The sequence below is a fragment of the Rossellomorea vietnamensis genome, from assembly GCF_008180615.1.
GTDB classification, from domain to species: domain Bacteria; phylum Bacillota; class Bacilli; order Bacillales; family Bacillaceae_B; genus Rossellomorea; species Rossellomorea vietnamensis_D.
In genome coordinates this window covers 197,300-218,542 of sequence record NZ_VTEH01000011.1, presented here as the reverse complement: position 1 = coordinate 218,542, position 21,243 = coordinate 197,300, and the positions used below count along the sequence as shown (strand labels likewise).

The following is a 21,243-nucleotide window of genomic DNA, read 5'->3' as shown; positions in this document are numbered from 1 at the left end:
CTTTCTAATTAATACGTAATCATTACGATTTATATAACAAAAAAATTTATATCATAAACAGGAATTGCATACTTCTGTTGTTTCGAGTCCCGCTATTTCCCTTGACGTGATCTGAGTAATCAATCCATTTTGCTTTAGATTCTTTTTGCCTCAGTTTTTCATCAATTTCGCTTTCAATTTCCCTCATCAGAACCATCAGCTGTCCATACGTCATATTAAAGCGGGCTGCCGCCTGTTTATGAGGTGCATGTTTGACAAGCAGGGACATGAACTGTTCGGAAGTGTTTGATTGGGAAGCCAGTTCATCTTCCACCCCGACCACATATTGATAGACTTCTTTTTTATAAGAAGGAAGACCGGCAACAAGGTCCCGCACCAGGATTTCCAATAAATTCTCGTTCATATCTTTAATCCTCCAGGTTAATTCGGTCGTTCCATATTATATTTTTTCAAGAAACGGTCTGCACGGCCTCCGCGGTCGGCAAATTTCTGTACGCCAGTGTAGAACGGATGCGTGTCAGAACTAACTTCCACTTTGATCAGGGGATAAGTGCCGCCATCTTCCCACTCAATTGTCTCATTCGAGCCCATCGTCGAACTGGTTAAAAATTTATATCCGCTGTTTGTATCCATGAATACTACTTTTTGATAATCAGGGTGAATTCCTTGTTTCATTTTAGAAAACCTCCAGTAATTTTAGTAAATCGTAATTATTACGATTAAGTCCTTCCACTATTAAACCAGAAACAAATCTTCTTTGCAACCATTAGATCTTCACAAAAAAAAGAAGCGGTAATAACCTTGGTTAATGCCGCTTCTTACTTTCTCAAGCCGTCTTTTTCTTTGTTAAATTGAAAAATAGTTCATCAATTTTTTCAGTTCACAGGTGTATTTATTAACTGCTCTCCCAGAAAAAAATCCGTTTCTTGTGATTTTTACCAATGCAGCCAACTATTTATATGAGCCATTAACTAAAATTCTCTTCTGGTTCTCTTCATGAATTCTTTCACTGTCCTTGAGGGTACCTTCCCCTCTTTCCGGACAAGAGTAAAATAAACTCTTTCATCCCTTGCTGCCTTGATGGGAACACAAACAATATCCCCTGTCTGAAAAGGCTGGTGGCTGTTGAAGGAATAATCAAGGCCGACAGTCACAGCCATCCCTTTTTGAACTGCACGCTTTATAGCATCGAGATTATTACTGGTAAACATAATATCGATTTTGCCATATCCGGAAAGGATATCTTCTGTAAACTTCTTAATGTAATCATCATTGTATAAGACCAGTGTATTGGCAATGAGATCGCTTGGTGAAATGGTCTCCATCTTCGCAAGAGGCGAATCCTTGTTTACTGCTGCAACCATACTGCCTTCCAAAAGAGGTTCACATCGTAAAGCGCGGTCCTCTTCCAGTAAGGTTTGCGATGTAAGGATCAATCCAATATCCAGGCGGTAATGATGAATATCCTCCAGGATTTCCATTGGTCCCTTTTCATATATTTCAATCTTTACATTAGGGTAATCGGATTTAAAAGCGGAAACGATGTCTATTAAAAAGTTGGTTGGACTCGGGATGATCCCGATTTTCAATTCACCCGATAAACTTTCAGAGTATCTGTTTGCCTCTTCTTTTAATTCATTTACCTTCACAAGGGTTTCAATGGCCTTTTCAATGATTCCTTTCCCTTCAAAAGTAGGTACAGCTCCATTGCGATTTCTAATGAATAATTGAATTCCCAGTTCTTTTTCAAGCTTGCTGATTGATTGGCTGATCGCGGAAAGACTGACATGCTGATTCTCCGCTGCCTTTGTCAGTGACCCCGTATTGGCTACCTCAATTAAATGCTCGAGTTGATCTATATTCATGGAAATACCCCTTTTTGATTATGCTTTTATCGTAACTTTAATTTAGTTTTACTTAAGCTTCCCTTACTATTATTAAATTTTATGAAAGCCGTTTCAATGGTAAAATTTTAATTGATTATATAACTACTATTACCAGGAGGGGTTTTCATGACTAAAAGAGTAGCTGTCATTACAGGAGGAGCAAGCGGAATCGGAAGGGAAACTTGCTTTAAATTTGCCAAAAAGGGTGATCGGGTTGTCGTTGCCGATTTTAATGAGTTGGCAGGGAATGAAACCGCTGAAAGCATCAATGCCCAAGGCGGCGAAGCGATCTTTATAAAAACAGATGTTTCAAACTATGAAGATGTACTAGCCTTGATTGACAGAACGGTTGAAGAATTTGGACGCATTGATGTTATGTTCAACAACGCGGGAATCGGCAGCCCGACACCTGTGATGGATATGAATCTTGAAACTTACCACAAAATCATCGATATCAACCAGCATGGCGTTGCCTACGGAATTATCGCTGCCGGTAAAAAAATGAAAGAGCTGGGCATTAAAGGGGTTATCATCAATACAACATCTGTATTCGGAATCCTCGCATCTCCCGGCACTTTTGCCTACCATGCGACAAAGGGAGCTGTAAACATGATGACGAAATCAGCAGCTTTGGAAATGGCTCCTTATGGAATTCGTGTCGTTGGGGTTGCACCTGGAGTGGTAGATACTCCGATTATCCAGGGCTATAAAGACAAAGGCGTCATTGATTCCATGAAATCCAAAGTTATGGGCAACAAATTGACTCAGCCTGAACAACTGGCTGACACAGTCTACCTTCTTTCCCTTGAAGAAGCGAGTGCGATCAATGGAAGTGTTGTCATGGCTGATGAAGGATATGCTTCTTTTAAATAATCCTGACTTCTGCAGACATTCCTAACACACATTAAAACAGCGGATTCCCCTTTAGAGGGATCCGCTGTTTTTTCATTTCTTAAAACCGAGTGACGCTAATCATTTTTCTTCCGGCCGCTTCATATTATATTTTTTCATAAAGCGGTCTGCACGGCCTCCGCGGTCTGCGAATTTTTGCACTCCAGTATAGAAAGGGTGTGTGTCTGAGCTGACTTCAACTTTGATCAACGGGTAGGTGTTTCCATCCTCCCATTCAATTGTATCTGAAGATTTTAGTGTGGAGCTGGTCAGAAACTTGTAGCCGCTGTTCGTATCCATGAAAACTACTTTTTGAGTGTTTGGATGTATTCCTTGTTTCAATGAGAAAACCTCCTTTTTGATTCAAGTCACGATAGCTATGAGGATGGTTATTACTTCTTAAGGATGCAGTCCTTTTTGCAGCACAAAGACCCTCCATATAATTTGTATTCACGTTAAAACTGCCATTCAAACCTTCAGCCCCCCTGTATTTCACCAGCAATCGTAAATGTAATCTTTTTCCTTTCTCTATGAATCTTTTATCTGAATAAGCCGTATATAAACTAAAATAAGTTTTTGATAAGGAAGTGTCCGGGATGAATGATGTAATAGGGAAGATTGAGAGATACAAGGACATTTATTTACAGTTAAGAACCAATCTGCGCTGGAAGGTATCCGATAACAGAGCTCTTATGATGGCCTCTTCTCTATATGTAACAAGTGAGCGCGACTTCGATATAAATCATTTTCAGAAGCTTAGTGATTTTATAAAAAATGAGGCCGGTATATTTTCAACTCTGAAATCCCAGCTCCGTTTTACCATTGCCGCTATGCTCGACACCCGGTTCAGCAATCCAAACCAACCCGCAGTGCCCCACAACTGGAACGTAATAAACTACTCTCCAAATTAGCCTTTACGAAAATAAAGATGCCAGGTATCACCATGGACATACTGCTTTCTGTCCACGTGTGAAACCTGGCATCCTGTTTACTGCAGCCCTTCTATATCTATTTCCCGGACAGGCAAGGAGCCTTCTCCTGTATCCAGGTAGGTGACGTTTACTTTGTCATTTTCTTCAAGATAGATACTCATCGGGTTGTTTTCCGACGAGACAGTGAAGCTTTTTCCGCCATCCATCAGGAAGTAAACCGTTGTGTAGTCTCCCGTTTTTTCTTTATACACTCGTATGACTGTACCGCTGACTTTCTTTTCTTCCGCTTCCCCGCTTCCATTGACGCTGCCGCCTCCCCGCTGCAGGGCTGTTTTATACAGCTTGAGTGCCTGGTTTGGAGTATTTGCATATACGGAGATTTCCGGATTTGCCGCCGAGACAATGAAATAATTCTGGAGGAAGCCATTGGGATCAAGCACCGGCGTCAGCCAGCTCGCTTCACCATAGAAGTTATACAGGATCGGCATTTCCCCGCTCCATTTTTTCTCGATGAATTTCTTCTCGATGATTTGGAGATTTCCCTGTGAGTCCATGTACGATCTTTCCAGATTACCTGTATAGAAGGTTGCTTCACCCGTTCTTGAATTGGTTAAGGAATAGCCCAGCATGCTGTCCACTCCTTCTTTTGGCGAAGTAAAGTCTGTAAAGTAATACATTTCTCCGTTCTCATTGAAGATCGGGCTTACATTTGCCTCTGTTCCTTCATCTGAAGGCAGCTTTACTTCTGACTTCCCGAACAGGCTGTTCCAGAAGCCCTGCACATAGTTTCCGTAATAGCTGTTCTGCAGACTGACTGTTTCCGGGGATACTGCACCATCGATAAAGTCAGGTGCATCATCCAGCTTGTATGATTTCACCTTTCCGTTTTGCGGATCGACCACCACAATGCCTTCTGCCTTGAAGCCGTTCCTCGCAGAGATGAACTCTCCAAAGGTACGTACATAGTATGGCTTACCATTTTCATCGACTTCAAGCTGTACATCTCCATTAAAAATCTGCTTTGGATAGTTCATCCGGATATGGCGCTCGATGTTCTTATTAAAGTAGGACGAAGGTGTATAGGTCATTCTTTCCTTAACAAACTTTGGATTGTCTGATGAATCTGTTGCACTGATAGTGAAGTACCCTGGTGTTTCGTCTCCTTTGAACCATTTAAAAAATCCTGAAAATTCCACCGGGGCGATGTACACATAGTCGCCGTTCACTTTTTGAATCTGCAGGTTTCCAAGCTCATAATAACTTGTATCCGGTACCTGCCCAAAAGCCTTTTTCATTTTATTACGGGCAAATTTCGGAGGCACGCTGGCCGGTGTCTGCTGTTCATCAAATGCCTCTAGTTCAGTTTTTACATCCATTTTAGCTGACTGGAACTTTTCATCGGCATTGAAAAGGAACGCAGTCAATAGATATGCGCCAGCAAGCAGGGTTACTAAAAACACTGAGCTCTTGATCAGCCGCTCCTTCCCCGCAGCCAACATGGCACCTGCACCAGAAGCAATGATCAGTAATAGCCATACAGATGAAAAGTTACGATCCAGGTTGCTTAGATAATAAAATCCGAACGCTGCTGCAACTGTGATGAGAAGAACCCCCGCAGTCCCAGCGGCATTAAAACGGCTTTTCTCTTTTTTCCCGGTCCTTCCGCCTTGAAGCGGTACCAGCAGCACCGCTGTAACCACACCTACTATAATTGAAAATAAAAAAATGTTTCCCATATATTATATGTTTCCCCTTCCAGGAGTTAAGTTAATTTGCTACTTAACTATACGGATGAAGCCGGGGTTTGGTTTCATTTTGTTTGATGCGACCTCAAGGAACTTGGCTGTGACTGAAGCCCTCTCCTTCTAAAGCCTGATGAAAAAACATCCCTGCGGATGTTAATTCCAAGCGCATTTCTGACTACACTAGTGGTAGAAAGGAGAGATGAACATGAAACGTATATTGAAAGAGATTTTTAAGAGAACAGACGATATTGAAGTAAAGCGGATCAGGGATCAGATCATCGACAGACGGGCCGGGCTTTACAATAGAATGTTTTAAGAAGGCTCTTTTCTCGACCTTTTAGGCCGTCAATTAAGAGTTTCAAAAAAATGCTATTTCTCACCGGAAAATTCCTGGAAAGCCATAGACAAAAAAACGAGTGCATAACCAAATGGAGATACACTCGCTGCTTTCGACAAAAACCGGGGGGTGACTGTGCTCGACCCCCTTATAATGGACATATAAGTTATGATGAAGATACGACAAATATGCATTTATGGGGGAGAATTTAAATGGCTAAAAAACAACATTCACATACAAGTGTCGAAAATAAACTAGAAGCTGTCAAAAAGGTACTAGAGAATCATCAACCTGTTGCTGCTGTGGCAAAAGAATTGGGGTTACATCGAGATACCGTAAATAGATGGGTTAACCAGTTTAAAGCAAACGGGAAARAAGGGTTAATGAACTCCCGTTCTATTACTAACTCGGGTACTACCCAAGAAATTAAGCGTATTCGAGAACTAGAGAAAAAACTTAAAGAAAAAGAACAGGAGAATGAAATCTTAAAAAAGTTCCAGGCCTTTCTCAAAGAGAACGAATAAGCAAAATATTCGAAGCTGTTTCTTTATTGAGAAAGGACTATCCAGTGATTCTTTTATGCCGTGTGCTTGGGGTATCAACCAGTGGTTATTATGCGTATCTAAAGCGCCCAAAACTTCCAGCGTCAACTGAAGAGAAAGAGACTTTAAAAGCCATAAAAAAGGTGTATTACACTGAGAAAGGAACGTACGGATCTAAACGAATTTCCAAAGTTTTAAAGGCAGGTGGCAAGATTGTAAATCATAAAAGAGTTGCCAGGTTAATGAAAGAAGCCAACCTAAAGGCAACCGTTAGACTTCCTAAGACAAACGAAGAATCAAAGGGAAAAGCAAGTGGCTACGTGTATCCAAATTTACTTGAGAGGAACTTTGAGGCTTACCACCCAAACCAAAAGTGGGTAACCGATATGACTGAAGTAATTTATAAGGGAGAGAAGTTATATATATCAGCCCTAATGGATTTGTTTAATCGTGAAATTATTGCCTTTAAGATGGGGTTAAGTCCAAATACACAGTTAATTGAAGATACAATCAAAGCTGCCAAAAAGAAAAGAAAGCTAAAGACTTTAGAAGGTGTTCTCATCCACAGCGATCAAGGAAGTGTGTATCGCTCTCTAATGTACCAAGGGTTGAAGCAAGAGATGAATTTCACTCCTAGTATGTCGCGGAAGGGGAACTGTTGGGATAACGCAGTAATAGAAAGTTTCTTCTCTCACCTAAAGACTGAATTCCCTTGTTTTTATCCAGTAAATAAAGATTCACTTACTCTTCAAGCAAACCTTTTAAAGTACATTAAGCGTTACAACGAGAAACGAATCCACAGTAAAATTGGATTCGTCTCGCCAAAACAATACCTTAAAGATTACTTAAAATCAGCTTAAAATGTCGTATTTTCGACTGTCCATTTATTGGGGGTTGATTCACTGTCACNCTCCTAGTATGTCGCGGAAGGGGAACTGTTGGGATAACGCAGTAATAGAAAGTTTCTTCTCTCACCTAAAGACTGAATTCCCTTGTTTTTATCCAGTAAATAAAGATTCACTTACTCTTCAAGCAAACCTTTTAAAGTACATTAAGCGTTACAACGAGAAACGAATCCACAGTAAAATTGGATTCGTCTCGCCAAAACAATACCTTAAAGATTACTTAAAATCAGCTTAAAATGTCGTATTTTCGACTGTCCATTTATTGGGGGTTGATTCACTGTCACACCGAATTATTCTTCCGCGGGGAAGGTTTTCCTCAGGAAGAACGACAGGATGATTCCTATCCCTGCCACGACTCCGGCTGCTATGAAGGAAACATTGACACCGTGGACCAGTCCTTCCATCCCGTATTCGGAAGGATTGAGGGCACTGTTTGTCATGATTGTGACCAGCAGGGCCGTCCCTACTGAACCTGAGATCTGTCTCATAGTGTTATTCATGGCCGTTCCATGCGGAATCAGGCTTGGCGGCAGCTGATTAAGACCAGCCGTGGTGACAGGCATCATTACCAGGGCTACACCAAACATCCTTACCGCATTGACAACCGCCATGTATGTAAAGGATGTTTCTGTCGTCAAATTGGTAAAGAAGAAGGTTGAAATGGTTACAATAGTCAGCCCGACAATCGCCAGCATTTTAGCACCGAATTTATCAAAGATTCTCCCGCTGACAGGATTCATGATCCCCATGATCAGGGCACCAGGCAGAAGCATCAGCCCTGATTCAAAAGCGGAAAACTCGTGCATGTTCTGCATATAAATCGGCAGGATGGTCGCGCCTCCAATCATTGCAATGAACATGATCATGCCTATGATGGTTGCCAGAGTGAAAATCCCGAACTTGAACACCCTGAATTCAAGGATAGGCTGCTCCAGCTCGAACTGTCTTTTGATGAAAACATATAAAATGACACTGCCAAGCAGCAATGACAGGAGCACCTGCGCGCTGCCCCAGCCCGCAGTTCCGGCCGTACTGAAGCCGTAAAGAATTCCTCCGAATCCCAGTGTCGAAAGAATGATCGATAGGACATCCAGCTTCGGGTTCGTCAGTTTCGTAACATTTTTCAACACAAAAAAAGCAATGATAAAATCAATGATGGCTATCGGCAATACAACATAAAAAAGAACCCGCCATGGATATTGGTCGACAAGATAACCTGATAATGTCGGCCCGATCGCAGGAGCGAATGAAATGACCAATCCAAACAACCCCATCGCCGACCCGCGCTTTTCAACCGGAAAGATGACAAAAAATACGGTCTGCATCAATGGAATCATGATCCCGGCACCTGAAGCCTGGACAATTCGTCCCATCATTAAAAAGAAAAAGGTGGGGGCGACCGCGCAAATGAATGTTCCTGCCGCAAATAATCCCATTGCGGTCAAGAACAACCGCCGTGTAGTATACCGGCCGATGAGAAATGCTGTAATTGGGATCATCACCCCGTTCACAAGCATAAACACCGTCGTCAGCCATTGTGCTGTATTAGCGCTTAAATCCAGATCCCTCATAATATGGGGCAGTGCCGTAGCCAAAAGAGTTTGATTTAAGATCGCTGCAAATGCACCTGAAATCAAAATAGCGACAATCGGCACAATTTTAAATTCCTGTTCCTCTCTAGTTTCAGGTTTCTCCATCGTCCTCCCCCTTTTGCTTACATTCTGCAGTAAAACATTTATATATTCCCACAGCTTTATAAAAGAAAACGCAGTGATTTTATTTCGGGCACCGTAATAATTTTAGCGTTTAGAAGTATCTCTCGACAACCAATCTGCTTATTATTTTAGGTTTCTTCCTGAGCTGATTCGCTGAATTGAAATCTGCGATTGTGTTAATTTATATAATAATAATGAGAAAAGGAGATGACTAAATGCAAAACAAAGAGGAATTGAAGCAGCAAATTCTTGATGCCTTCCATTTCAGGCATGCAACAAAGCAATTTGACCCTGATAAAAAAATTGCAGATGACGACTTCCGTTTCATTATGGAAACCGCCCGCCTTTCCCCAAGTTCATTTGGATTCGAGCCTTGGCGCTTTCTAGTCATCCAGGATCCCGCTCTTCGTGAAAAAATCAAAAATGCTTCCTGGGGAGCCTACACCAAACTTCCTGAAGCAAGCCATTTTGTTATTATCCTTGCAAGAACCAAGGAAGACACCAAATACGATTCTGACTATCTGAAAGATCAACTGAAAAATGTCTCTAAGATCCCCGATGAGTTTCTGGAAAAATTCCTAGGCAGAATTGAGGAATTTCAGAAAGAAGACTTTAACCTTCTAGAGGGAGACAGACCTCTGTACGACTGGGCTTCCAAACAAACCTATATCGCGCTGGCCAACATGATGACTGCAGCTGCCCAGATTGGAATAGATTCCTGTCCGATTGAAGGATTCAATATTAAAGAAATGGATGCTCTTTTACAGGAAGAAGGACTGCTCCAAGACGGACACTTCAGCATTTCCGTTATGGCGGCTTTCGGTTACCGAGTAGAAGAACCAAGACCTAAAACAAGAAGGCCCTTTGATGATATTGTTAAATGGGTATAACAAATAGACCCGGCGCTAAATTTAGTGCCGGGCTTTTCACACAAAAATACCTTCCAATTTATCCCACCTTGTTTAAGAAGAAGAAGAAGGGGAAAAAAGAAGCAAAGACAAAAATCAATTTGATGAATGTCTTGAAAGAAATGCTGGTGTAAATCGTCTTAGATGGAAAAAACAATTTTTAAAATTTAAGGAGGAGTTACAATGGCTACAAACAACAACAATAACGAAAACAACAACGGTAAAATGTCAGTGGAAGAAGCAGGACGCAAAGGCGGAGAAGCTACTTCAAACAACCATGACAAAGAATTCTATCAGGAAATCGGCCAAAAAGGCGGAGAAGCTACTTCCAAGAATCACGACAAAGAATTCTACCAGGAAATCGGTGAAAAAGGCGGAGAAGCCCGAAGCCGTCAAAACAGCAATGACAACAACAGCAATAGTAATAACAACAACAGCCGCTAATACATGGAAACAGAAGAAGCCTGCACAACTCGTGCAGGCTTCTTTCATCTACTATCTATTAAAATTGTGTATAGCATTTTTTGCACTGCTGTCCATTTCTCTGCCGCTTGTTTTTCGCACCGCAGGCCGGGCATATGACAAAGCCGGTATTCTGATCCAGCCCTTTATTCTGATTAAAGTAGTTATATAGAGCTTTTGACGCCAGAACGATTGTAAAAGCGATGCATCCCCCTAATATAACTAACGTAAATACCAATATGATTCCGTTCAAATCAAAACATCCCCCACCTGTTTAGCTACTTTTCTTCAAAGCACTTTTGGCATATGAACTTTCCCTCGTTTTTTAGGTAGGCTTTGATTTCAGTCATACCCTTGCGCTTCGGCCAGCGCATTTTCACATAAACTTCTTCATCGCCTTCAATCTCCCTGCCGCACACCGAACATTTAGCTTTTTCTCCAAACATCTGGATCACTCCTTTATTAATAGCTTGCGACCACCATGTTAAAAATGACGGTGTATTTATTTTCACCAGTTGGTATTACTTCCTGTACCATAACATCATGTGAGCCTATTTCTTCTCTTTTGTTTTCAACGATTTGCTGCAGAACCTCGGCCAGCGAATGATTCTCCTCCAAGGTAATATCTACAAACTGCTGATCCTTCATAGTGCATACCTTCTTTCATTTGCTATAAATTTTCTGGAAGATTTATTTATCTTATATACGGAAGGCTGGCCGTTTGGTTTCAAGATTTCTGCCTTCTCATCTCAATCACTTGAGAATTTTATTTAAATGAACGATTATATAGAAGTGTATTTATAGATTTGGAGGAACTGTTATGGAAAAAAAGATAAATTCCAAGGCGATACTCGTCACGTTCATGATAGGTGCTTTCTTTGCCATCTTGAATGAAACCCTGCTGAATATCGCTCTTACAGAGTTAATGACCGTCTTCAGTGTGGATGCGCCGACGGTCCAATGGCTGGCTACAGGCTTTATGCTTGTCATGGGTGTGCTGATGCCGATATCCGCGCTTCTGATTCAGTGGTTCACGACACGACAGATGTTCATAGGGGTCATGTCGATATTCCTGCTCGGAACCATCATCGCTGCCTCGGCATTGAACTTTCCGATGCTGCTGACAGGCCGTATGATCCAGGCTGTCGGAACCGGGCTCTTGATTCCGGTCATCTTCAATGCCCTGCTGCTGCTGTACCGGCCTGAAGTCCGCGGGAAAATCATGGGGACGTTCGGTCTTGTCATTATGTTCGCACCGGCAATCGGACCTACCTTGTCAGGAGTGATTGTCGATTTACTCGGATGGCGCTGGCTGTTCATCACAGTGATTCCTTTTGCCGTTTTCTCCATTTTGTTTGCGATTAAATATTTGGAGAACGTCGGGGAGGTCACAAGACCAAGTGTAGATATCCTGTCGATCATCTTATCTTCCATCGGAATCGGGGGCATTGTGTATGGATTCAGCAGTGCCGGTGAAGAGGGTGCCGGCTTTACATCTATCAGGATTATCACCATTCTTGCTGTCAGTATCATCAGCATCATTGTGTTTACATTACGACAGCTGAAACTTGATCAGCCCTTGCTTGATGTCCGGGTCTTCAAGTATAAAAGCTACGCACGCGGAATTATCATATTTGTCATCGTCGTCATGGCTATGTTTGCTTCAGAAATCGTGATGCCGATGTATCTGCAAGGACCGCTTGGATACTCCGCGAAATTGGCAGGCCTGCTATTACTGCCTGGAGCATTGCTGAACGGCTTGATGTCGCCTGTCATGGGATCACTTTTTGATAAATATGGTCCAAGGAAACTGATCATCCCTGGTACTTTGACACTTTTGGGAGTCATGATTTTCTTCAGCAATATCAGCCCTTCAGTTCCTATTTGGTCCTTCATTCTGGCTTACATGCTGTTGATGCTTGCCATCTCAGCCATTATGATGCCCGCCCAAACCAATGCGCTGAATGAATTGCCGAAAAACTTGTACCCGCATGGCACGGCGATCGCCAATACGCTCCAGCCGATCGGGGGCGCACTGGGTGTGTCCATCTTTGTCAGCATCATGACACAGGGTGAGGCCAGCTACCTTGAAGGGAAAACAAATGTCACCGAGGAAGTCGCTAACCAGGCCATGACCTATGGTGTCCACCATGCTTACTGGTTTGCATTGGGGCTTGCCGCCCTCGCCTTTATCACTGCCCTCTTTATCAGGAAAGCCGTAGCACCAGATTTTGATGAAGAAAAAAGTCCTTCAGAAACAGGTGCTTAATTTTAACTTAGCTTAGATAATGAAAGACGCTCCCAATTTTGACTGGGGGCGTTTTTTTATAAGGCTCTTTTCGTACACTTTACTGCTATTTGAAATTAATTAGGCATAAAATGACCATAAAACACTCCAATAATTTGTTGATAATAAAAAGAAAAAACTGCTCCCCCTGATTCGAGAGACCCCCCTAATATTCGGGGGTATCCGAAAGCAACAATTTATGCCAAAACAGCCTTATAAGGAAAGTTCGGTGTTTGAGCGATTAATCTTTTCACCGAATTTAGTCAGTGTAAAGGCAGAACATGTAAACTCTCTGTTATTTTTAAATAATCGTTGATAATGATTATCAGTTTCGGTACAATGTAACTATAAATCTTTTAAACTTTCTGTCATTCTCACAATGAGAAAGATTCATACATTTATAGAAAATACAGAATGAGGAGCGGTCGTTATGAAGGAAACTGAATGCTTTGACGTCACCATCATCGGTGGAGGCCCCGCCGGACTCTATTCAGCGTTTTACAGCGGACTAAGAGGAATGAAGGCAAAAATTATTGAATTCCAGCCGCAGCTCGGAGGCAAAATACACGTTTATCCTGAAAAAATGATATGGGATGTAGGCGGTTTGATCCCCACGCCAGGAGCGAAACTGATCGACCAGCTCGTCCAGCAGGGCCTGACGTTCAACCCGGAGGTGGTTCTTAATGAGAAAATCGTCTCCATTGCACGCGACGAGGCCGGACTGTTTCAATTGAGAGCTGCTTCAGGAAATGTCCATTATTCCAAGACCGTGATCATCGCCGTTGGAAGCGGGATCCTTCAGCCGCAGAAATTGAATATTGAAGGGGCAGACCGCTTTGAAATATCAAACCTGCATTATACTGTTAAATCCCTGAAATATTTCAAGGACCGCACCGTGATCATTTCCGGCGGCGGCAACTCTGCAATCGACTGGGCTAATGAGCTGGCCCCTATTGCAAAGCAGGTTTACCTCACCTGCCGAAAAGGTCAGTTGAGCGGACACGAAGCGCAAGTGGCTCAACTGATGAACAGTTCTGCACAGACATTCTTGAATACTTCCATAACAAAGCTCGCTGCCAGGCATGGAGAAGATGTCATCGATTATGTAGAACTGCTCAATAATGTCACCCAGGAAACCACTTCCCTTGCCATTGATGATGTCATCATTAACCACGGCTTCGACCGGGATGCATCTCTTCTGGAGGAAAGTGAACTCCATATTAAAATGATGGATAACTTCTATATAGAAGGAACCACAATGTGCGAATCTTCCATACCGGGCATTTTTGCCGCAGGAGATATCATTAAGCATGAAGGAAAACTGAACCTGATTGCCGGTGCGTTCCAGGATGCTGCCAATGCTGTCAATAAAGCGAAGCAGTTTATCGAGCCGGAAGCTGGTGCGTTTGCGATGGTTTCGTCTCATAATGAAGTGTTTAAAGACCGGAATAAAGAGCTGGTGCGGCAGCTGGTGAAATAATGATAAAAAGGCGTGTCCCCTTGGGGATACGCCTTTTTGGTTAGTTGAGCCTGGCTCATTTTCACACTTTTGAGCCTGGCTCAATTCCGCCTTTTTGAGCCTGGCTCAATCTAACCTTTTTGAGCCTGGCTCAGTTTCACACTTTTGAGCCTGGCTCAATTCCGCCTTTTTGAGCCTGGCTCAATTTCACCTTTTTGAGCCTGGCTCAATCTCACCCTTTTGAGCCTGGCTCAATTCCGCCTTTCTGAGCCTGGCTCAATCTCACTCTTTTGAGCCTGGCTCAGTTTCACCTTTTTGAGCCTGGCTCATTTCGCACTTTTGAGCCTGGCTCAACTAAACTCAAAGCTCATCAAACCCATTGGCATCGGATGTTTTGGTATACTGCCTGGATTTCTGTTCAAAGAAATCTGTTTTGCCCATATCCACTTCCTGATAGGCGACGATCCACCTTAATGGATTGGACCTGTATCCCTCAAAAGGCGCCTGGAAGCCCAGCTGCTGAGCTCTTTTATTGGCCATGAATTTTATATAGGCTTCGATATCAGACATGAGGAGACCTTCTATTTTGTCGCCGATGATCTCCCTGCCCCATTCAATTTCGAGCTCTGCCGCCTGTTTGAAAGCTTCCATTCCAAATGTGTGAAGCTCCTTTGTATCATATTCCGGGTTCTCCCGGAGTACCTCTTTGAAAATTTTTTCAAAAAGCCCCACGTGCAGCTGTTCGTCCCGGTTGATGTAATTGATCATCGTGGAGGTTGCCACCATCTTTTGGTTGCGCGCGAGATTATAGAAGAAGGCGAAACCTGAATAGAAGAACAAGCCTTCTAAAATGACGTCATATACAATGGAATGAAGCAGGTTTTCGACATTCGGCTGCTCAACAAACCCCTGATAGCCGTTTGTGATGAAGTCGTTCCTCTTCCGCAATGTCGGCTCGGTTCTCCAGTAATCGAACACTTCGTCCTGTTTCTTCTTGGAAACGATGCTGGACAGCACGTAGCTGTATGAATGGTTATGGACAACCTCCTGCTGAGCTAAAATGATCATCAGAGCGTTGAGGCTTGAATCCGTTAAGTAGTCAGCCACCTTTCCTGCGTAATCAGTCTGGATGCTGTCGAGCAGTGCAAGCAGACCTATCACTTTCAGGAAGGTTTCCTGCTCTTGCTCAGTCAGGTTTGGGAATTGCTTAATGTCTTTGGACATATTGATTTCAAAAGGTGTCCAAAAGTTTCCGAGCATTCTTTTGTACTTTGGGTAAGCCCATGGATACCTGACATCATCCCAATTCAATATATTTGAACTTCTTCCGTTGATGAGACCTGTGGAAGCGTTCGGAGCCTCAGAATCTATCAGTATTCTTTTCTCTAGTTTGTCCATTTTCCATCCATCCTCCCGGGAAATTCTCAGCTGTGGCAGCTTTCACAATCATCGATTTCTGCATTTGAAGTGGAGCGTATATAGTAGGTTGTCTTCAATCCTGACTTCCAGGCATCTAGATGAATATCCAGCAATGCTTTTGCCTTGATGTCGTTCCGGACGTACAGGTTGAACGAGATTGATTGATCTATGTGTTGCTGGCGTTTCGCATTCTGTTTGATGCTCCAATGCTGATCGATGTTATAAGCAGTTTTATAAAACCAGGTTGTGTGAGGCGATAAATCCGGTGCCGTTACTGGTATCTTGTAATCTTTCTTTTCTTCTGAATATTCGAGGCGGAAAATCGGATCAATGCTGGCAGAAGAACCAGCAATCAGTGAAGTAGATGAATTAGGAGCGACCGCCATTAAATACCCATTTCTGATGCCATGCTGCTGTACCTTTTCCTTAAGCTCAACCCATCTGGAAGAGGTGTATCCTCTTTTATCAAAGTAACTGCCTGTGGACCATTCTGAACCAGGAAAATAAGGATACGCCCATTTTTCTTCTGCCAGTGAGGTGCTTGCTTTTATAGTAAAATAGGCGATATCTTCATATAGAGAATCACAGTAAGCCACCGCCTCATCACTTTCCCACTTGATTCCTTCCTGAGCGAGAAGATGATGCCATCCGTATGTTCCCAATCCGATTCCGCGGTACCTTTCGTTGGTGAGCTCCGCCTGAAGGACCGGGATGTTATTAATATCGATAACATTATCGAGCATTCTCACGGCGATGGTGATCACTTTTTCAAGGACCCCATCCTTTACAGCCTTAGCCAGGGAAAGGGAAGACAGATTACAGACAACATAATCTCCAGGCTTTTTATAAGTGATGATCTTTCCATCGGAAACCAGCTCTTCTTCCATGACTGTCGGGCTCATGTTCTGGGTAATTTCTGTACAGAGGTTGCTGCAGTAAATCATTCCTTTATGCTGGTTTGCGTTCATCCGATTCACTGTGTCTCTGTAAAACATGTAAGGAGTTCCTGTTTCAAGCTGCGAAATCATGATCGACTTGAAGAGGTCTATAGCAGGAACGGTTTCATGTGATAGGTCGGGGTGAAATACGCACGCCCAATATTTTTCCCTGAAGGATCCTTTCCCCTGCTGTTCATCATAAAAATCTTCAAGTGAGAAGCCCATGACTTTTCTTACCTCATGAGGATCGAACAGGTACCATTCTCCCCTGTTTTCCACCTGCTCCATGAAAAGGTCAGGAAGGCATACCCCAGTAAACAGATCATGGGTTCGCTGCCTTTCATCACCATTGTTCAGCTTTGCGTCAAGGAATGGAAAAATGTCTTTATGCCAGACATCCAGATAGACCGCGATCGCTCCCTGCCTCTGCCCCAGCTGATCCACGGAAACCGCAGTATTATTTAGCTGCTTCATCCAGGGAATCACTCCTGAACTGACTCCTTTAAAGCCTTTGATATCACTTCCGCGGCTTCTGATTTTCCCCATGTAGATGCCGATTCCTCCACCGTTCTTGCTCAAGGTTGATACATCGGTGTTCGAATCGTAGATGCTCCTCAGGTCATCTTCCACAGTATCAATGAAACAGCTTGAAAGCTGCCCATAGCTTTTGCCGGCATTTGCCAAGGTGGGTGTGGCAACAGTCATATAGAGATTAGAAAGCGCCCAGTAAGCTTCTTTCACAAGATCGAGACGTTTCTCTTTTGGTTCTTCCGCCAGCAGAGTCATCGCAATGATCATAAACCGTTCCTGCGGCAGCTCAATAACTTGGCCAGTATGGGACTTGGCTAAGTATCTTTCCGCCAGGGTGACAATCCCTATGTAAGTAAACAGCCTGTCCTTCTCAGGATCTATCACTCTCTCAAGAACCTCAACCTCATCAACAGAGTAAGTTTCACGAAGACGCTTACCGTAGATTCCAAGGCGTTCAAGCATCTCAATCAGTTTATAAAATGAGCCGTAACCCTTATAGGAGTCCGTCCCTCTATTCTCTGAACTTTTCCGGTATAAGCTTCTTAGATAGATATCTGCTGCAGCATAGGTCCAGTCCGGTTCGGTGCTGCTGATTCTCTCAACTGCTGCAAGGATAAGCATCTTTTCAAGTTTCTCTGCTGTTAAATCAGGCTTAGCTCCGATGGTTTGAAGCACTTTCTCCTCATATTGATCGAAAGAGAGCGACTTGTGCCTGTCCTTTAACTTCTCCAAAAGTTCCTGTGCAGCAGCTTTGTGCTGTTCGGCCGTTATTTGCATCTGCGATTCCTCCCAATCATTCTATTGATTTCTCATTTCAAGACGGTGCTGTTTACGCTGCTGAGCTGTCTTCAGCAGCCGTTCCTCTTCTAATGTCTGAGGGATGACCCCGGGCACCTGCGTCGGCTTTCCGTCTTTATCCTTTGCCACCATCGTCAGGATTGAAGTTGTTGTTAGTGTCTTGGTGCCTGACTCCAAATCTTCACTTTTCACTTTTACAAACACTTCCATTGAAGTCCGCCCTGTAGAGACCACACAGGCTTCCAAGGTGAGAATATCTCCAACCACGGCTGACGACAGAAAATTCACAGTATCAATCGAGGCCGTCACGACAACCTTCCTGCTGTGCTTCATGGCGGAAATCGCGGCTATCTCATCAATATAAGATAAAACTGTCCCTCCAAAGATGGTGCCCATATGGTTGGTGTCAGGTGGGAGCACCAGCCTGGTAACGATAGTTCTGGACACGTGAGATGATAAAGCTTCCATTTTTCATGGCTCCTTTTATTCAATTTGTTTCTAGTAGAAAAATAGGAAAGGTCTTAAAGCGCAGACAGGGTCATCCACAGAGGTTGATTTTTAATTCCCCATAAAAATCAAAAAAACCCATCGCAAAGGATGGGTTTTTAAACGTTGATATATTAATAGACAGTACAGTCGAATCTACCAATGTATCCTCGTTATACCTTCCCAATTCCCGAAGAAGATAAGACGCTATAAAAATGGCAGGTCTCCTGACTTGTGCTTTCACTCTACTTTAAGTCCTTCCCGTCTTTTTTGAAGACAGTGGTCATCACTTATTTCGTCAGCACTTACAGTTGCGGGGACAGCTCCGGATTCTCACCAGATTCCCTATTAAGTCTATATAGACACCATTATTACCGGCATTACACAATATGTAGTTGTAAAATAATATCAAGACACATAATATTGTGTTCTCTTTTTAGATGATAAAGGAAAAGAAGAAGGAATACAATAGATTTGCCTGATAAATTTTTGAGTTTTAATGAAGTCGGCTTCAAGTGAAGAAGGAGGTCTTACAGACGCCTGTGTTGCACCATTCTTCAGTAAAATTATTAAAGAGGATATACTACTACTGACATTAAAAGATTATTTCCAAGGAGAATTAGTGATGAAACCACAACTGAATTCCTATCTGTATGCCATCAATTCTCTATCCATTCCTTTGGGTAAAGAAGACCTGCTATCAAGGGATTTTCTTATAGAAAAAACCGGGGATATAGAAATGTACTATGCACCACATAATGAGCACATAAATAAAGAAGCTAAAGTTGTCCTGGCCGGAATTACACCGGGATGGACGCAAATGAAAGCAGCTTATGAAGAAGTTCTAAGAGGAGTTGAAAAGAATCATTCGAATGAGCAGATATTATACGACGCCAAGCAAACTGCCGGATTTTCAGGGACTATCCGAAAGAACCTGACGGATATGCTCGATCAATGCGGGCTGCCTGAAACACTGGGCATCGAAAGTTCATTATCACTTTTCCAACAAAACCGGCCATTGCTGCATACTACCTCCATCATCAAGTATCCTGTCTTTATCTCGGGAAAGAACTATACTGGCCACCACCCTGATATCGATCAGTCTCCAATGCTCTCCCGGTATGCTTATCAAGAATTTCCAAAGGAACTCGAGTACATTAGGTCTCAGGCTTTGGTCGTTCCACTTGGTAAAACAGCAGAGAAAGTCTGCAGAAGACTTTTGAAGACGGAAAATCCCCCGGGACATTATTTCTTGTTCGGATTTCCCCATCCATCGGGAGCAAACGGGCATAGGTTAAAGCAGTTCCAGCAGAACAAAGATGAAATGGAGAGTTTTATTAGAGACTGGGGCAGAAAAGTGTTTTGATATTTTCTAAAATCCTCAGCCCATGCTAAAAAAGGCTTTTGCCGATAATAAACTGCGGAAGATTTGAACTGTGATAACTTTTGAACAATATAAAAAGCCTGGTTAAAACCAAGCTTTCATAAAGTCATAACGGTTCTTACTATAATCAGTACCTTCTAGACAGGACAACAAACGATAAAAACACGGTTATTATAGTCAACGCTGCCAGTAAACTTACAGTCTGATACCCATTTAAATGAATGACGTTAAATTGAAAGAGCGGCATCAGAACGATCATATAGCTTAATATAAAGAAGTAGCTATAGAACATCCCTCTCTCCCGGATTCTCTTCGTGCGCTCATCGTTATCTTTAAATTGCGGGTATAGATAAGCCAGGCAAAAACACATAACCGTTGTGCTTACAAACACCACCTCGTACCCGACAAAAAATGCTCCTGTTGATATACTCGCATAGCCCATCAGCAAACCGGTCAGCAAAAAGAAAATACCATTAAAAAAGAAAAACTTCCTCCCTGTTTTACTGCTCATCTGCATAAAATCGCTCCTTCCCACCCTAGAAAATCACCTTTCAGTTGTTCAATCTTCTTCATCCAACAAAAAAACTTCTTCCACAATTGTGTTAAAACAGCGGGCGATTTCAATAGCCAGAGGCAGGGAAGGATTGTACCGCCCCTTTTCAATCGAAATAATCGTCTGTCTGGACACGCCCAGTATGCCAGCCATCTGCTCCTGAGAGATTTTATTTTCCTGCCTTAATTCCTTCATACGATTTTTCATACGCTGACTTCCTCTCTAAAACCATTATAAAGTAAAGCAACCTTTACTGTAAAGGTCGCTTTACAAATTAATTAGTGCCTATTCATTTTCATAGAGTTCTTTTATCTTTATAAGAACCTTCTGAATCCGATAAATAAAACCAGCCCTTCTTTAATCAAAGGGCTGGTTTGGTGATATAGCATATCCAGGTGACTCGTTAAGATTTGTTTTTCCAGCGGTCACCTACTCCATTTGTGTGGAGGAGGTTGCCACGCCTATGATCTGACCTTCATCATTCATAAGCGGCTGTGCGAAGATATCGAAGGGCAGGTTGCCATTCGATAACGGAAAGCGGATCTGGCGGCGCAAAGATGTGTTCAGTTCCAGAACATCCTGCTTCAATTTTTTTAAAGCACGGGTGCCTTCATTATCATCGATTTCTGTATCGGTTTTGCCAATTACCTTTTCAGGTTGAAAATCAGGATGAGGATTATAAATCCATGTATATTTGAGAGAGGTATCACAGTGGGCCAGAATCATAGGTGAATTATGTAAGGAGAAGTAAAATGGATTTTCATCCATTGAAAAGGCAGAATAGTGGAATTCCAGGATATTTGCTATTCTCTTGGCAACATTGTCACCGGGTTTCCGCTCTCCATTTTCAATTTGTGCGAAATAGGAGCGGTCAATAAAAGCCTGGTCAGCGACCTGTTTTTGTGTATAGTTTCTCTCTTTTCTCAATGTTATTAACCAAGTTCTTCTAGACATATAGCAAACAACCTTTCCATCCATTCAATGAGTGGCTATCAAGCCACACTTTTAATTATGTTTAAATACTGCAGTATAGTCACGTGGCATTTTTGCCACTTTCAATCTGCA

At 42.7% G+C, this 21,243-nt stretch carries 24 protein-coding genes, 1 pseudogene and 1 riboswitch; of the genes and pseudogenes, 10 read left to right on the top strand and 15 right to left on the bottom strand.

From position 1 onward, the window contains the following. Positions 1-46 precede the first annotated feature (46 nt). From FZC79_RS14515 to FZC79_RS14505, 3 genes are all read right to left on the bottom strand, one after another. Positions 47-403 carry a hypothetical protein gene (locus FZC79_RS14515; protein WP_148947483.1) on the bottom strand — a complete coding sequence of 119 codons (357 nt, stop codon included), beginning with the start codon at positions 401-403 and terminating at the stop codon, positions 47-49. Positions 404-420: 17 nt separating this feature from the next. After that, on the bottom strand, positions 421-675 hold the full coding sequence (locus FZC79_RS14510) for a type B 50S ribosomal protein L31 (RefSeq protein ID WP_148947482.1): 255 nt from the start codon (positions 673-675) through the stop codon (positions 421-423). A 296-nt stretch (positions 676-971) separates the two neighbouring features. Then, entirely contained in the window at positions 972-1,865 is an 894-nt protein-coding gene (locus FZC79_RS14505) for a LysR family transcriptional regulator (protein ID WP_148947481.1), read from the bottom strand. Between the two features lie 147 nt (positions 1,866-2,012). Here FZC79_RS14505 and FZC79_RS14500 point away from each other — a divergent pair, with 147 nt between their 5' ends. Beyond that, positions 2,013-2,759, top strand: a complete 747-nt coding sequence (locus tag FZC79_RS14500) for an SDR family NAD(P)-dependent oxidoreductase (RefSeq protein ID WP_148947480.1) — start codon at positions 2,013-2,015, stop codon at positions 2,757-2,759. A 99-nt stretch (positions 2,760-2,858) separates the two neighbouring features. Here FZC79_RS14500 and FZC79_RS14495 read toward each other — a convergent pair whose 3' ends face one another. Beyond that, positions 2,859-3,119, bottom strand: a complete 261-nt coding sequence (locus FZC79_RS14495; protein ID WP_148947479.1) for a type B 50S ribosomal protein L31 — start codon at positions 3,117-3,119, stop codon at positions 2,859-2,861. A 254-nt stretch (positions 3,120-3,373) separates the two neighbouring features. Between FZC79_RS14495 and FZC79_RS14490 the strand changes: the two genes are divergently transcribed. Beyond that, positions 3,374-3,688 (top strand): DUF4003 family protein, encoded by a 315-nt coding sequence (locus FZC79_RS14490; protein ID WP_148947478.1) that lies wholly within the window; start codon positions 3,374-3,376, stop codon positions 3,686-3,688. Between the two features lie 77 nt (positions 3,689-3,765). Here FZC79_RS14490 and FZC79_RS14485 read toward each other — a convergent pair whose 3' ends face one another. Further along, entirely contained in the window at positions 3,766-5,445 is a 1,680-nt protein-coding gene (locus tag FZC79_RS14485; RefSeq protein ID WP_148947477.1) for a sulfite exporter TauE/SafE family protein, read from the bottom strand. A gap of 558 nt (positions 5,446-6,003) precedes the next feature. On the opposite strand from FZC79_RS14485, the gene FZC79_RS14480 reads away from it, so the two are divergent. The 3 genes from FZC79_RS14480 to FZC79_RS14470 are packed head-to-tail and all read left to right on the top strand — an operon-like array spanning position 6,004 to position 7,473. Then, entirely contained in the window at positions 6,004-6,315 is a 312-nt protein-coding gene (locus FZC79_RS14480; protein ID WP_148947476.1) for a helix-turn-helix domain-containing protein, read from the top strand. Further along, on the top strand, positions 6,312-7,193 hold the full coding sequence (locus tag FZC79_RS14475; protein WP_148947475.1) for an IS3 family transposase: 882 nt from the start codon (positions 6,312-6,314) through the stop codon (positions 7,191-7,193). The genes FZC79_RS14480 and FZC79_RS14475 overlap by 4 nt, the downstream gene beginning before the upstream one ends. Position 7,194: 1 nt before the next feature. Further along, a complete protein-coding gene (locus FZC79_RS14470) occupies positions 7,195-7,473 on the top strand; it encodes an integrase core domain-containing protein (protein ID WP_148947474.1) in 279 nt (92 codons plus the stop codon). 55 nt (positions 7,474-7,528) lie between these two features. Here the strand turns inward: FZC79_RS14470 and FZC79_RS14465 are convergent, their stop codons facing one another. Then, on the bottom strand, positions 7,529-8,935 hold the full coding sequence (locus FZC79_RS14465) for an MDR family MFS transporter (protein WP_148947473.1): 1,407 nt from the start codon (positions 8,933-8,935) through the stop codon (positions 7,529-7,531). A 233-nt stretch (positions 8,936-9,168) separates the two neighbouring features. Between FZC79_RS14465 and FZC79_RS14460 the strand changes: the two genes are divergently transcribed. Then, positions 9,169-9,843 carry an NAD(P)H-dependent oxidoreductase gene (locus FZC79_RS14460; RefSeq protein ID WP_148947472.1) on the top strand — a complete coding sequence of 225 codons (675 nt, stop codon included), beginning with the start codon at positions 9,169-9,171 and terminating at the stop codon, positions 9,841-9,843. 201 nt (positions 9,844-10,044) lie between these two features. After that, a pseudogene (locus FZC79_RS14455) lies at positions 10,045-10,269 on the top strand (KGG domain-containing protein); the annotation flags it as partial. A gap of 94 nt (positions 10,270-10,363) precedes the next feature. Here FZC79_RS14455 and FZC79_RS14450 read toward each other — a convergent pair. From FZC79_RS14450 to FZC79_RS14440, 3 genes are read right to left on the bottom strand one after another with little or no spacing between them, the layout of a single operon-like run. Further along, a complete protein-coding gene (locus FZC79_RS14450) occupies positions 10,364-10,576 on the bottom strand; it encodes a hypothetical protein (RefSeq protein WP_148947470.1) in 213 nt (70 codons plus the stop codon). A gap of 25 nt (positions 10,577-10,601) precedes the next feature. Further along, a complete protein-coding gene (locus FZC79_RS14445; protein WP_148947469.1) occupies positions 10,602-10,769 on the bottom strand; it encodes a Fe3+ hydroxamate ABC transporter substrate-binding protein in 168 nt (55 codons plus the stop codon). A 16-nt stretch (positions 10,770-10,785) separates the two neighbouring features. Further along, a complete protein-coding gene (locus FZC79_RS14440; RefSeq protein ID WP_148947468.1) occupies positions 10,786-10,971 on the bottom strand; it encodes a hypothetical protein in 186 nt (61 codons plus the stop codon). A gap of 172 nt (positions 10,972-11,143) precedes the next feature. Here FZC79_RS14440 and FZC79_RS14435 point away from each other — a divergent pair, with 172 nt between their 5' ends. Then, complete coding sequence (locus FZC79_RS14435; RefSeq protein WP_148947467.1) at positions 11,144-12,592, top strand: MDR family MFS transporter; 1,449 nt, start codon at positions 11,144-11,146, stop codon at positions 12,590-12,592. Positions 12,593-13,040: 448 nt separating this feature from the next. Further along, positions 13,041-14,090 carry an NAD(P)/FAD-dependent oxidoreductase gene (locus tag FZC79_RS14430; RefSeq protein ID WP_148947466.1) on the top strand — a complete coding sequence of 350 codons (1,050 nt, stop codon included), beginning with the start codon at positions 13,041-13,043 and terminating at the stop codon, positions 14,088-14,090. Between the two features lie 339 nt (positions 14,091-14,429). Here the strand turns inward: FZC79_RS14430 and FZC79_RS14425 are convergent, their stop codons facing one another. Genes FZC79_RS14425 through FZC79_RS14415 form a run of 3 tightly spaced genes read right to left on the bottom strand, consistent with a single transcriptional unit; the run spans position 14,430 to position 18,223 of the window. After that, positions 14,430-15,467, bottom strand: coding sequence for a ribonucleotide-diphosphate reductase subunit beta (locus tag FZC79_RS14425; RefSeq protein ID WP_148947465.1), 1,038 nt, complete (start codon positions 15,465-15,467; stop codon positions 14,430-14,432). Between the two features lie 26 nt (positions 15,468-15,493). Next, on the bottom strand, positions 15,494-17,734 hold the full coding sequence (locus FZC79_RS14420; RefSeq protein WP_148947464.1) for a ribonucleoside-diphosphate reductase subunit alpha: 2,241 nt from the start codon (positions 17,732-17,734) through the stop codon (positions 15,494-15,496). A 21-nt stretch (positions 17,735-17,755) separates the two neighbouring features. Next, positions 17,756-18,223 (bottom strand): acyl-CoA thioesterase, encoded by a 468-nt coding sequence (locus FZC79_RS14415; protein WP_148947463.1) that lies wholly within the window; start codon positions 18,221-18,223, stop codon positions 17,756-17,758. Between the two features lie 218 nt (positions 18,224-18,441). Further along, positions 18,442-18,626, bottom strand: a riboswitch (cobalamin riboswitch). 240 nt (positions 18,627-18,866) lie between these two features. On the opposite strand from FZC79_RS14415, the gene FZC79_RS14410 reads away from it, so the two are divergent. After that, a complete protein-coding gene (locus tag FZC79_RS14410) occupies positions 18,867-19,607 on the top strand; it encodes a uracil-DNA glycosylase family protein (protein ID WP_148947462.1) in 741 nt (246 codons plus the stop codon). Positions 19,608-19,752: 145 nt separating this feature from the next. On the opposite strand, the gene FZC79_RS14405 is transcribed toward FZC79_RS14410, so the two are convergent. The 3 genes from FZC79_RS14405 to FZC79_RS14395 all read right to left on the bottom strand — a co-directional run bounded on the left by FZC79_RS14405 (position 19,753) and on the right by FZC79_RS14395 (position 21,132). Next, positions 19,753-20,142: a hypothetical protein gene (locus FZC79_RS14405; RefSeq protein WP_148947461.1), complete on the bottom strand. Its 390-nt coding sequence runs from the start codon at positions 20,140-20,142 to the stop codon at positions 19,753-19,755. Between the two features lie 42 nt (positions 20,143-20,184). Then, positions 20,185-20,385 (bottom strand): helix-turn-helix transcriptional regulator, encoded by a 201-nt coding sequence (locus FZC79_RS14400; RefSeq protein WP_148947460.1) that lies wholly within the window; start codon positions 20,383-20,385, stop codon positions 20,185-20,187. 222 nt (positions 20,386-20,607) lie between these two features. Beyond that, positions 20,608-21,132 (bottom strand): helix-turn-helix domain-containing protein, encoded by a 525-nt coding sequence (locus FZC79_RS14395; RefSeq protein ID WP_148947459.1) that lies wholly within the window; start codon positions 21,130-21,132, stop codon positions 20,608-20,610. Positions 21,133-21,243: the final 111 nt, after the last annotated feature.